This is a genomic window from Rhodococcus sp. 21391, assembly GCF_016772255.1.
GTDB classification, from domain to species: Bacteria; Actinomycetota; Actinomycetes; order Mycobacteriales; family Mycobacteriaceae; genus Rhodococcus_F; species Rhodococcus_F opacus.
The window spans coordinates 250,663-262,992 of the sequence record NZ_CP063781.1; the positions used below are offsets into that span (position 1 = coordinate 250,663).

Consider the following 12,330-nt stretch of genomic DNA (forward strand, 5'->3'; position numbering starts at 1 on the left):
CTATCCCGTTGCGTTACCTGCCAGCCACTGATCCCACGGGACCTCCCAGTCACCGTACGTGTCCCACACGGGCAGGAGCGGCCCGCCCGAGTTGGTGATCTCGACGACGTCGCCGATACCGAAATGGTCGAACATCCACTGGGCGTTGGCGGGTGCCAGGTTGACGCAGCCGTGGGAGACGTTGCTGCTGCCCTGATCACCCACCGACCACGGCGCCGAATGGACGAACTCGCCGTCGTTGGAGATCCGCAGGTTGAGATCGACCTTTTCGCGGTAGTAGTCGGGATCGCCGGCGCACACCCCGTACGTGCAGGAGTCCATGATGATGCTCTGCTGCTTGTCGGAGATCACGTGCGGACCCTCGTGCGAGGGGTGGTCGGGGGTGCCGAGACTCATCGGCATCGCGTTCTCCTGGACGCCGTTGTGGAAGACGGTGAGCATTTTGCTCGCCCCGTCCGCCTTGGCCACCCACGAGTCGTGCACGGTGTAGTCGGCGGAGTTGTTCTCGGCGCCGAAGGCCCCGTCGCCCAGATCGACGCCGTACACATCGGCCTCGATGTGGATCTTGGTGCCGGGCGCCCAGTATCCCGCCGCGCGATAATGCGCGTTCTGGTCGTCGGTCCAATACCAGGCGCCGGGTTGCGGCGGTGTCGTCGTCACGTGCAGTCGCTGCTGCACCTCGGCCTTGTTCACGACCGGTGCGGTGAACTGGAAGACCATTGGCTGGCCGACGCCGATACCGGTGTCGGCGACGACTTCGGGTGCCGGGACGACGTTCGCGTACGCGGTGGTGCCGGGTGTCAACGTCGTGACGGTGAAGGTCTGTTCGATCGGGGCGCCGTCGGGGTTGACCGCGTCGGCGACGACTGTGTACGTGGACCCGTAGCCGAGTGGTTGGCTGCTCGTCCACTTCGTCCCGTCGGGCGTGAGATTTCCGGCGACCAGGGTGTTCTGCTCCGCGGGATTCGTGACGGTCACGGCGGTCAGTCTGCCGCCTGTCGCGGTGACCACGATCGGGGTGGTCGGGTTGATCGGCGCCCCGTCGGCGGGGACGGCAATCGAGGCCGGCGCGGACTGTGAGGTGGTCGGGGGTTCCGACGTGCCGGTGTCTCCGATGGTGCACGCCGTGGCCAGGAACGTCATGGCCACCACCGCGACAATGCCGGCTGTCCGTGTGCGAAGAGTCACGACCACCTTCTTTCGGAATCTGGATCAGCGCTCGCCGTCCTCATACTGCCAGCGATCGCGTCGGACTTTCCTGTGAGACGCTCGCTCCGCCCGCCCCACCTGCAGAAATTCGAGGTCGCGGGGTCTCCCCTCGAAGCATTAGACAGCAATGCTGATGAAAAACTGTGACTAAATCGTCTGTTTTCAGCGTTAATCGATCGATTGAAGAAGGTAAATAGAACAGCTAGACTGGCTAATGAACCTGACTGTGAGAGGGAGGCCGCCATGGACCAGATGGTCGATCAGTTCCGCGAGGACGTCGTTCTGTTCAACCGACGTATCCGGAAGCAGCGCGCCGGGCACCTGCTCACCCCCTCGCAACTCCAGGCCCTTGCGCACCTCGACCGGGAAGGTCCGATGAGCGCACGCGCTCTCGCCGATCTCGAGCAGGTGGCGCCGCAGTCCATCGCTCGGACCGTCTCGATGCTCGAGGAGTCCGGAATGGTTTCCCGGACCGTGGACCCCCAGGATGCGCGCGCAAGCATCGTCGCGATCACCGCGCTGGGGTTGCAGACGCTCGTCGACGATCGGTCGCGGCGAAGCGAGTGGCTGGCGGCCGCGCTCGCCGCCGAATGCACCGACGCCGAGCGCGACCTCCTCTTCATCGCCGGACGACTACTCCGTCGACTCGCCGGAACTACCGAGCCGGCGCCGCAGCAGGAGTCACTGATGAACTCGTGAGCGCGACCGTCGCCGATACCGGCCTCGCGCAGAAGTCCCCGTCCGTACCGTTCCGGGTCAGCGGTTCGGTCGCCACCGGGAGCGTCCTCCAACCGCTGAACTCGTCGATGATCGCGGTGGCGATCGTCGGCATCGCCGCCCAGTTCGGCTCCTCGTCCGGGATCGCGTGGGTGATCTCGGGGCTCTACATCGCCACGGCCGTCACCGCTCCGATGGCAGGCAAGCTCGGCGCGCTGCTCGGAGCCCGGAAGGTCTACCTCGGGGGTCTCGCCCTGGTGGCGCTGGGCTCGATCGCCGGTCTGCTCGCACCCAGCGTCGGCTGGCTGATCTTCTCCCGCATCCTCGTCGGAATCGGAACCGCCACGCAGTATCCCAATGCGATGACGATGATTCGCGGGTACGCGGAGCGGCGCGGCGCGCAGCCGCGCACCGCGATCACGACCCTCGCGATCTGCAGCCAGGCGGTCGTGGCCCTGGGCCCGACGCTCGGCGGACTGCTCGTCGGGGCGTTCGGCTGGCAGTCGATCATGTGGATCAACCTTCCGATCGTCGCGTTCAGCGCGGTGGCGGTCACGAAATTCGCCAAGGTCGGCTTCGTCGGCGGCATCTCGGTCAGCGGTCGGCAACTGCTGCACGCGCTCGACGTGGCCGGGGTCCTGCTGTTCCTCGGGCTCGTCTCGTCGACGATGCTGTTCCTGCTGTCGCTCACCAGCGATCCCGTGTGGTGGCTGATCCCGGTGTGGGCGCTGGTGTTCGCCCTGTTCGTCCACTGGGAACGTCGTGCGGACGAACCGTTCATCGACGTTCGGGCCCTGGCCCGGAACCGTGCGCTCAGCGCCACACTCGCCCGCACCCTCCTCACGTACACGGCGTTCTACTGCGTCTTCTTCGGCATCCCGCAGTGGCTGCAGTACTCCCGCGGAATGAGCGCCACCGACGCCGGTCTGACGATGCTGCCCGTCGCTGTCGTCGGCATCGGCTCCACGCTGTTCGCGTCACGGACGTATCGGCGGCACGGGGTGCGCCGGACGCTCACCGTCGGAACGGGTGCACTCCTGGTGGGAGGGCTGCTCCTGGCCTCGGTAGAGAGCAGTACGGCCCCGATCGTCGTGCTACTCCTGGTGGCCGCGGTGCTGGGGATTCCCAATGGATTCAACAATATCGGCAATCAGAATCTGATCAGCTCGGTCACGTCCGTCGAGGAAGTCGGCACGGCGATCGGGATGTACCGCACCGTGCAGTACATCGGAGCGAACCTGTCGGCCGTCGTACTGCAGACCACCGCCGGTCACATCATCGGGGACGACGGACTGCACCGCACGGGCTGGTTCATCGCCGTCGCGGGCGTTCTCCTCCTCATCGGCGTCCTGATGTCACGGAACATGGGAGACCGGCGGTCGACGAACGCGTCGACGGCGTAGCAACCGCGTCAGGTCGGCGGCACCCCGCCGACGGCCCGCCAGATCAGTGTCGCGGTCCGGGCCGGCCAGTCGGCGGGTGGGCGATCACCGGCCAGCGCCCGGCCGTACCAACTGCCGGTGGTCATGGTGACGGCGACGTCGAGATCGGCGTCCGCGTCGATCAGCTCCAGTTCGGCGGCGCGGTCCAGGATGGCGCGGATGCGGCGGCGGCGCGGCGCCACCACCCGGGCGCGGTACTGCGCGCGGACGTCGGCGTCCGTCGTGTCCTGCAGCATCGTGCCGACGAGCGACAACCGGCCGCTCCGCGACACCCCGCGCCGGAAGTCGGTCAGCTCGCGGACCAGATCCCCGAACGGATCGGCCGACGCCCTCCCCGACTGTTCGTCGGCCAACTGCGCCACGACTGCCGCGGCGAGCTCCGACTTCGACGCCCACCGCCGGTACAACGCCTGCCGGGTGGTGCCTGCCTCCGCGGCGATCGCGGCGAGCGACATCGCGTCGTAGCCGGCGCAGGACAACTGCCTGCCCGCCACTTTCAGAACCCGGGTGTCGATATCGGTGTCGCGACTGCGCCCGGCCACACTCATGCTCGAACCCCTTTTCAATCCAATACTGATGTGTATTGTAATGGACAGACGACGGAAATCGGGAGCTCCCATGAGTGATCAGGAAACACCGTCCCTGTACGAGTGGGCGGGCGGTGAGCAGTCGTTCCGGCGGCTGATAGACGCCTTCTACGACCGGGTGGAGGGCGACGAACTGCTGTCGCCGATGTTCCCCGGCGGCGTGCACGAGGAGCATCGGCGCAACGTGACTCTCTGGTGGTGCGAGGTGTTCGGCGGCCCGCCGGGCTACAGCGAACAGCTGGGCGGCTACGAACGGATGTTGCGCCACCACATCGGCCTCGCCATCAGCCCGGAGCAGCGGCACCGCTTCGCGTCGACGATGAGCCTCGCCGCCGACGACGCCGCCCTCCCGTCGGATCCCGAATTCCGTTCCGCATTCATGGCATACGTCGAGTGGGGGACCAGACTCGCGCTGCAGAACTCGAGCCCCGGTGCCGAGGTGGTCGAGCACGCACCCGTCCCGCACTGGGGTTGGGGCGTGGCCCCGCCCTACCGCGGCTGAGTAGGGCAGGGTGTCAGCCTGTCCGATCAGAACGGGTACTGCTGAATCGGCCCCTGGATGGTGGCCCACTGGAGTTCGGTGAACGCCTCGAGGTTCGCTGCGGCGCCGCCGACTCGTCCGCCGTTTCCGGAGGATCCCATTCCGCCGAACGGGATGTGGGCGTGGTCGCCGACGGTCTGGTCGTTGATGTGCACGAGCCCGGTGGGAATCTGCCGCGCAACTTCCCAGGCCGCCATCGCATCCGAGCCGAGGACGCTCAGCGACAATCCGTACTCGGTGTCGCGCGCGATCTCGACGGCCTCGTCGATCGTCGAGTAGCGCAGCACGGGAGCGACGGGGCCGAACACTTCGTGGCAGAACGCGGGGGTGTCGCGCTGCACGTGGTCGAGGACGGTCGGGCGGTAGAACAGCCCGTCGTGGGTGCCGCCCTCGACGAGGGTCACTCCGGCCGAGACGCTCTCGGTCACGAGTCGGTGGATGCTGTCGCGCTGCACCGCGTCGATGATGGGGCCGAGTGCCACCTCACTGGTGTACGGGTCGCCGACGGGGAGCGCCCGCGCCTTCTCGGCGAGCACCGCCACGTATTCGTCGGCAACCGATTCGTGGACCAGGTGCCTGCCTGCGGCCATGCAGATCTGGCCCTGGTGGAGGTATGCGCCCCAGGCTCCGGCCGACGCAGCCTTGGTGACGTCGGCGTCGGGAAGGACGATGAGGGCGTTGTTGCCGCCGAGTTCGAGGTGTGCCCGCGTGAGGTGCGCCGCCGCGGCCTGGCCGACCTTCCGTCCCGCCGACGTGGAGCCGGTGAACGCGATGACGCGGGTGTGCCGGTCGGTGACGAGGGCGGCACCGGCATCGGCGCCGCCGGGCAGCATCTGGAAGACGCCGTCCGGTACCCCGGCGGCCGCGAACACGGCCGCCAGCACCACACCGCCGCACACCGCGGTCCGGGTGTCGGGTTTCAGAATCACTGAGTTGCCCAGTGCCAGTGCGGGTGCCACTGCGCGGATCGAGAGGATCAGGGGGAAGTTGAACGGAGCGATCACGCCGACGACACCCGCTGCGATCCGACGGCTGAAACTCAGACGTCCGTCGGCGGACGGGAGCACCTCACCCTTGGGATGCGAAGGCAACGCCGACGCCTCGTAGCATTCCTGCGCTGCGACGTGCGTCTCGAGGCTCGCTTTCGCGCGAATCGATCCGGCCTCCCGGACGATCCACGTCTCGATCTCGGAGGCGTGCTCCTCGAAGAGCTGGCCTGCGCGGCGCAGGATCGCGGCCCGATCCTCGAAAGGCATTTTCTCCCAGCGGCGCTGGACCTCGGCGGCCTTGATGCAGGCCGCGGCGACGTCGGCGGCGGTCGTGGTGCCGACGTGACCGAGGGTGCTACCCGTCGCGGGCTCCACGACCTCTGAGAACGCGCCTTCGGCGGCGGTCCAGCTGCCGGTGAAGACCTTCTTCTCCCAGTCGATGTCGAGCAGGCTCATGGTCGATCCTTCTTTCGGTGAGGTCGGTCAGGACGCGAGTACGGGTGATGGCGCCGCGGATTCGGTGCGGGGTGAGCGGAACTTCCGCTTGGCGACGATTGCCACCGCGACCGCGCCGACGACTCCGGGGACGGCGACGGCGAGAAAGTTCTGCTGGAACGGTAGATGAAGAGCGAGGAGCGCGCCGCCGAGGGTGGGGCCACCGATCGCACCGATCCGTCCCATGCCCGCAGCCCACCCGACGCCGGTCGACCGTACCTCGGTCGGGTAGAACTCGACGGCGAACGCGTGGACGATGGCGAGCGCGCCGATGGTCGCCGCACCGGCGACGAACAGCAGCACGTTGAGCAGTGCGGCGGCTGGGTCGAAGGACAGTCCCACCAGCGACAGGGAAGCCAGGGAGAAATACGTGATCAGGGTGTTGCGGTAGGACCAGCGGTCGGCCAGCCAGCCGCCGAAGATCGCGCCGGCGATGCCACCGAGATTCAGCACCACCAGGGTCCACAGCGCGGAACTCAAAGCGTAGCCGGCGGTCTGCATCAGTTTCGGTAGCCACGTGTTGAGCCCGTAACTCAACAACATGCACATCGCGAAGAAGACCCAAATCAGGAAGCTGTTCAGGGCGTTTCCGTTGGTAAAGAGCTGGGCGACGGGCGCCTTCCGAGCTTCCGGACGTGGCGTGGCCACGACGTCGCTCAGGTCGCGACCCGGGTCGACCTTGGACAGCACAGCCTCCAGCTTGTCCTGATGACCGTTGATGGCGAGGAACTCCGGCGACTCCGGCAGGTACTTCAGCAGAACGGGTAGCAACAGGAGCGGCAGACCGGCGACGTAGAACACACCGCGCCACGTCCAGAGCGGCTCCACGTTGATTGCGAACACCGCGGCGGCGATGCCACCGACGGAGTAGAACGACGACACGAACGTGACGAGCAGTGCCTTCGACGTGAGTGGGGCGAGCTCGGCGATCAGTGCCGTGAAGTTGGGTACGAGCGCGCCGAGCGACACACCGACGACGAGGCGGAGAATGCCGAGTTGTGCCGGGGCGCCGGCGAAGGCGCAGCTGAACGACGCCACGCTCGCCACCGTCACGCAGATGAGCATGAGCGGACGGCGGCCGTACCGATCGGCGAGCGGGGCGACGAACAGTCCGCCGATCAGCATGCCGACGAGCGCCGCGGATCCGAGGGTGCCGGCGGTGACCGGGTCCATGTTCCACTCGTCCATCAGATGGACGATCACGGTGCCGTACGAGACCATGTCGTATCCGTCGATGATCATCAGCAGTGAGCACAGGGCTACGACACCATAATGGAACGGCCGCAGTCGGGCCTTGGAGATGATCGAGGTAACTGTGTTCTGGGACAGCGGGTTCTGGGACAGCGGGTTCTGGGACAAGGGCATACTCCCGATGCGGGGCAGCGTTGCTGCCGTGGGAACGAGTGGGGCTATCACGGCTCGGTGAGGTCGGTCTCGACCTCGATCACGGCAGGCTTTCCGCTGCCGAGGGCGGTCTTGAAGGCGCGGACGAAGTCGTCGCCGGTCCGTACCGCGGTGGCCGTCACGCCGTACCCCGCAGCGATGGCGGTGAAGTCGATCCCGGGAACGTCCATGCCGGGGGTCTCGCCGGACCCCAGCACCGTCGAGAACCAGCGCAGTGCGCCGTAGGTCCCGTTCTTGAGGATGACGATGATCACCGGAATGTCGTACTGCGCGGCCGTCCACAGGGCGGTGATGCCGTAGTTGGCCGAGCCGTCTCCGATCAGGCCGATCACCTGACGGTCCGGATTCGCCAGCTGGGCACCGACTGCGGCGGGCAGTCCGAATCCAAGCCCGCCCGATGCGGGGAAGAAGTAGCTGCCTTGGCGGGAGACGTCGGCCTGCGACCAGAACGCGCCGGTGGTGGACGTCGACTCCTTGACGTACACGGCGTCGTCCGGCGCAGTGCCGCGCAACAGTTCGAACAGCTCCTCCGGATGCACGCGCTCGGACGACGTCCTGGCCTGCGGGATGTCCGGCAGCGACGGCAGGACCGGGCGGCGGCCCGGCGTCACGCTGTCGGCGAGGCGGGACAACGCATCCCGCACACCGCCGACCAGTGCGTCACCCATCGGGGCGCGGGCGGCCTCGCCGGGATCGCTGGTGAGGTGGATGAGCCGGGCGCCGTCGGGCAGGTACTCGCCGGGGACGAACTGGTGGTACCGGAACACGGGTGCTCCCGCGACGAGGATCAGGTCGTGCCCGACCAGTGCGTCGGTGATGCCCTGGACGGCGGCTGGCAGGACCCCGCGGAAGCTGCGGTGGCGGGTGGGGAACGGGCATCGTGACGGGGACGGCGCGATCCAGACGGGGGCGCCGAGTGCGTCCGCGAGACGGACCGCGTCGTCATTGGCGTACTCGGCATCGACTTCCGGTCCGAGTACGAGGACCGGGTTCTCGGCGCGGTCGAGGGCGTCGACGAGGGTGGCGAGTTGATCCGCACTGAGGGAACCGGCAGTGGTTGTGGCGCGGGTGAGGAGGTGCTTTGTCTCGGCGGGTGCTTCCTGCGCCCAGTCGTCGTACGGCACCGACACATAGACCGGACCCTTCGCGGGCAGGTTCGCGATGTGGATGGCCTGGCTGATCGACCGCGGCACGTCCTGCGCGCACGCCGGCTCGCAGGACCACTTGACCAGGGGTTTCGGCAGCGACTGCGCGTCCACGTTGGCGAGCATCACCTCCTGGCCGATGGTCGAGCGGACTTGTTGCCCGGCGGTGATGATCAGCGGGCTGTGGGAGTAGACCGAGTTCGTGAGCGCGCCCATCGCGTTGCCGGTGCCCGCGGCGGCGTGCAGATTGACGAAGGCCGCGCCGCCGCGGGCCTGGGCGTACCCGTCGGCCATGGCCAGGACGGCGCCTTCGTGCAGACCCAGGATGTAGCGGAAGTCGTCGGGCATCCCGGCGAGGAAGGGGAGCTCGTTCGATCCGGGGTTGCCGAAGATCGTGGTCAGGCCATGCGCCCGCAGTAGGTCATAGGTCGCTTCGCTGACGTCGGCCATCAGGTGTTCTCCATTTCTTCGCATGGTCCTCGCGGTGTGACGTGAACCACGGTAGGGAGCCGCGTCCTATAGGTCCAATGAATACTTTCGATCAGCACATAGACAGGATCTATATTATCGGTATGGCCGACGTGGATCTCAACCTCATCAGGACCTTCGTGCTGCTGTATGAAACGCGGAGCGTCACCCGTACGGCGGAGCTGCTGTTCATCACGCAGCCGTCGGTGAGCCATTCGCTCCGCCGACTGCGGCGGCAGTTCAACGACGACCTCTTCATCCGGTCGTCGGACGGCTTGGCGCCCACGGTTCTGGCGGCGAGTATGTACCCGCAATTGCATCAGGCGCTGGAGGTCATCGACGAGACCGTCTCCGGTGTCGGTCAATTCGACGCCGAGACGTCGGACCGAACCTTTCGGATCTGCGCCACCGATCTTGGGGAGATTTCACTGCTCCCCGGAGTGCTCGCGGCGCTGGAAACCCGCGCTCCCGGCTGCGCCGTGCAAGTAACGCCGCTCGATTTTGCCAGTGCTGCAGAGGAATTGCGTCAGGGTCGTGCTGACGCCGTCATCTGCACCCCGCGCATCGACGCGCCGGATCTGCGCCGCGACCCCCTGTTTCGGGAAGGCTATCTCGGACTGTGCGCACTCGGGCATCCGCGGATCGGAGTCGAACCCGGACTGGACGATTTCCTTGCCGAACGGCACATCGTCGTCGACGCCGCCGCCGGGCACGTGGACGCTGATCAAGCCCTCGCGAGGATGGGGCGTCGCCGTGACATCGCCGTGCGGGTACCGCACTTCGCGGTGCTGCCGGAACTGGTGGCGCAGACCCGGCACCTCGCCGTGGTGCCGAGCCGGGTCGCGGAACTGTTCACCCGGTCCTCGCCCGTCCGCACGTTCGCGCTACCTGTCGAGATCCCGAACGTCGAGGTGTCGCTCTTTACCGTGCGGCGGGCTCTCCCGTCGCCGGGCGTCGATTGGTTGCGGGAGTTGATAGCCGACGTCCTACAGGCTCCCGCCGCCGATTGGACATCCTGATGCAGTGGCGGCCGGGAGAAAGTTCGGGCGGATGTCCATGTCGGGTGCGTCGTAGAGCCGGTGGAAGGTGGGCGTCAGCGCCGCCGACATCGGCGGGTTGATCCACGACCAGTCGGTGGGGCACTTCCGGCCGAGTGACTCTTCTCGTTCGACGTGGCTGATGAACTGCTTGGCGACGGTGTGATGATCGACCATGTGCACACCGGCCTGCCGGTAACTGTGGATCACGGCGCGGTTCAGTTCGACCAGTGCGCGGTCCCGCCACAGCGTTCGCTCCGACGTCGTGTCCAGGCACAGTCGTTCGGCGATGGCGGGCAGCATGTCGTACCGATCCTGGTCGCTGAGGTTGCGGGCCCCGACCTCGGTGCTCACGTACCACCCGCTGAACGGGGCGAGCGGGTAGGTCAGCCCGCCGACCGAGAAACTCATGTTCGACACGGCGGGCACCGCATGCCATTTGAGACCGAGATCGGCGAACCACGTGTAGTCGGGGTGCTCGATCTGGACCTCGAGCACCAGCTCGGATGGAATCTCGTACCAGCGCAGCGTCTCGTCGGGTGTGCTGACCAGCAGCGGCAGCACGTCGAACGGCGTGCCTGCGCCCCGCCACCCCATCTTCGTCACCGCCTCGGTGATGCCGACCTGCGCGGGGTCCCCGGTCACCGTCCCGTCCGCGTGGCGGTAGCCCGCGTACCGGATCAGTTGCGGGCTGACGATCTTGTACTCGCGACCGTCCGCCAGCGGTAGGGGACCGACCGTGATGACCGAGCGCAGGGCGCCGCCGTTCGTCGCGACCCGCAGGTGCTCCCAGCACGCCTCCGCAATCTCGTCCGCGGTGGTGACGTGCCGGGCATCGATCAGCTTCAGCGTGCGCCAGTGCTTGCGACCGACGCACCGGGCGTGGTTGCGCCAGGCCAGCTGCGAGCCGACTTCCAGTTCCTCCACGGTGTGCTCGTAGCGGCCCGTCTCCGCCAGCGACTCCAGTGCGTCCGCGAGGCGGGCCGTGGGCAGGTGGGCCAGCTCGGGCTCACTGAAGAACTCTGCGCACTCCCGCATCTGCGCTGCAGACTGCGACGTGACGTCCAGCGAGGACGACATAGTCCCTGTGCTGCTCACCATTGACCTCCCAGCGATCGTGGATCGTGCGGCGGTCAGTATGTCAGCGAAGCGCGCACACCCGTCCACCGAGTGCGGACGGGGTGAGGAAATACCGCCGGCAGGCGGACCGTTGCCCCGGGGGTGAAGCTGTCGATTCTGGACCGGTCCCGCACACGCCGGGGTGCGCCCGACTCTGCCGCGCTGACCGGGACGATCGAGCGGGCGGTGCATGCCGAGCAACTGGGGTTCCATCGGTTCTGGGTGGCCGAGCATCACGCCGTGCCGGGCATCGCGAGTGGGTCGCCGCCGGTGCTGCTCGCTGTCCTCGGCGCCCGCACCGATCGGATCCGGCTGGGCTCGGGTGGTGTGATGCTGCCGAATCATCAGCCTCTCGTGGTGGCCGAGCAGTTCCTGATGCTCGCGGCGATGTACCCGGGCCGGATCGACCTGGGCGTCGGACGGTCGCTGGGATTCACGAAGCCGGTCCGCGAGGCGCTGCGCCGCGACCGCAACGCCCCCGACACGTTCGCCGCCGACCTCGACGAGGTGCGGAGCTACCTCGAGGGCAAGGGAGCCGTGATCGCCCGGCCCCAGGTGGCCGGTCCGCCGCCGATGTTCGTTCTCGCTACCCGGCGCGGGCTCGACTTCGCCGCGCAGGCCGGTCTGCCGGTGGTGGTCGGTGGGCCGATCCTCGGCGGGTCGGGCGCCCGCGTTCCGGAACTGGACCGGTACCGCGACAGCTTCGTCCCGTCCGCGCGTAACCGGTCCCCGTACGTGATCGTCTCGCTCGAGGTCATGATCGCCGAGGACGAAGACCGAGCCCGTGAGCTGCTGCTTCCGGAGGCGTGGGCGCTGGCACAGTCGAGCCGGACCGGGGAGTTCCCGCCGCTCGAATCGGTCGCGGACATCCGGGGTCAGGCGTGGACTCCGCGGCTGCGCGAACAGGTCGACGCGTCGATCGCGAACTCCATTCACGGCACCGCCGAGCAGGTGAGGGTCGCGCTCGGGGCCCTGGCCGCGCGTACCGGTGCGGACGAACTCCTGGCCTCGACGTCGACGTTCGACCGGGCCGCGCTGCTCGAATCCGATCGGCAGTTGTCGCTCCTGGACGTGTGAACACACACGACGCACACGCTTGCCGCAAGCCTTGCGCAACTATTGACAATCTTGCGCAAGCCGATGGATAGTGTGTGTCGGCAGTCACAACGAACAGCGA

General features: G+C 67.5%; 11 protein-coding genes. 5 read left to right on the top strand and 6 right to left on the bottom strand.

Going from position 1 to position 12,330, the window contains the following annotated elements:
• Nucleotides 1-1,194: a L,D-transpeptidase gene (locus GO592_RS01195; RefSeq protein WP_007301606.1), complete on the bottom strand. Its 1,194-nt coding sequence runs from the start codon at nt 1,192-1,194 to the stop codon at nt 1-3.
• A 258-nt stretch (nt 1,195-1,452) separates the two neighbouring features.
• Here GO592_RS01195 and GO592_RS01200 point away from each other — a divergent pair, with 258 nt between their 5' ends.
• Nucleotides 1,453-1,908 carry a MarR family winged helix-turn-helix transcriptional regulator gene (locus tag GO592_RS01200; RefSeq protein WP_005261013.1) on the top strand — a complete coding sequence of 152 codons (456 nt, stop codon included), beginning with the start codon at nt 1,453-1,455 and terminating at the stop codon, nt 1,906-1,908.
• A complete protein-coding gene (locus tag GO592_RS01205) occupies nt 1,905-3,329 on the top strand; it encodes an MFS transporter (RefSeq protein WP_007301605.1) in 1,425 nt (474 codons plus the stop codon). Before GO592_RS01200 ends, GO592_RS01205 begins: the two co-directional genes overlap by 4 nt.
• An 8-nt stretch (nt 3,330-3,337) precedes the next feature.
• On the opposite strand, the gene GO592_RS01210 is transcribed toward GO592_RS01205, so the two are convergent.
• Nucleotides 3,338-3,916, bottom strand: a complete 579-nt coding sequence (locus tag GO592_RS01210) for a TetR/AcrR family transcriptional regulator (protein ID WP_005261011.1) — start codon at nt 3,914-3,916, stop codon at nt 3,338-3,340.
• A gap of 70 nt (nt 3,917-3,986) precedes the next feature.
• On the opposite strand from GO592_RS01210, the gene GO592_RS01215 reads away from it, so the two are divergent.
• Entirely contained in the window at nt 3,987-4,457 is a 471-nt protein-coding gene (locus GO592_RS01215; RefSeq protein WP_007301604.1) for a group II truncated hemoglobin, read from the top strand.
• 26 nt (nt 4,458-4,483) lie between these two features.
• Here the strand turns inward: GO592_RS01215 and GO592_RS01220 are convergent, their stop codons facing one another.
• Genes GO592_RS01220 through mdlC form a run of 3 tightly spaced genes read right to left on the bottom strand, consistent with a single transcriptional unit; the run spans nt 4,484 to nt 8,979 of the window.
• Nucleotides 4,484-5,941 carry an aldehyde dehydrogenase family protein gene (locus tag GO592_RS01220; RefSeq protein ID WP_007301603.1) on the bottom strand — a complete coding sequence of 486 codons (1,458 nt, stop codon included), beginning with the start codon at nt 5,939-5,941 and terminating at the stop codon, nt 4,484-4,486.
• A gap of 27 nt (nt 5,942-5,968) precedes the next feature.
• Nucleotides 5,969-7,345 (bottom strand): MFS transporter, encoded by a 1,377-nt coding sequence (locus GO592_RS01225; protein ID WP_082325089.1) that lies wholly within the window; start codon nt 7,343-7,345, stop codon nt 5,969-5,971.
• A 47-nt stretch (nt 7,346-7,392) separates the two neighbouring features.
• On the bottom strand, nt 7,393-8,979 hold the full coding sequence (mdlC, locus tag GO592_RS01230; RefSeq protein WP_007301601.1) for a benzoylformate decarboxylase: 1,587 nt from the start codon (nt 8,977-8,979) through the stop codon (nt 7,393-7,395).
• Between the two features lie 77 nt (nt 8,980-9,056).
• On the opposite strand from mdlC, the gene GO592_RS01235 reads away from it, so the two are divergent.
• A complete protein-coding gene (locus GO592_RS01235; protein ID WP_237720664.1) occupies nt 9,057-10,016 on the top strand; it encodes a LysR family transcriptional regulator in 960 nt (319 codons plus the stop codon).
• Here the strand turns inward: GO592_RS01235 and GO592_RS01240 are convergent.
• Nucleotides 9,984-11,114: a nitric oxide synthase oxygenase gene (locus GO592_RS01240; RefSeq protein WP_007301600.1), complete on the bottom strand. Its 1,131-nt coding sequence runs from the start codon at nt 11,112-11,114 to the stop codon at nt 9,984-9,986. The genes GO592_RS01235 and GO592_RS01240 overlap by 33 nt on opposite strands.
• 141 nt (nt 11,115-11,255) lie before the next feature.
• Between GO592_RS01240 and GO592_RS01245 the strand changes: the two genes are divergently transcribed.
• Nucleotides 11,256-12,230: an LLM class flavin-dependent oxidoreductase gene (locus GO592_RS01245; RefSeq protein WP_007301599.1), complete on the top strand. Its 975-nt coding sequence runs from the start codon at nt 11,256-11,258 to the stop codon at nt 12,228-12,230.
• The last annotated feature ends 100 nt before the right edge of the window (nt 12,231-12,330 follow it).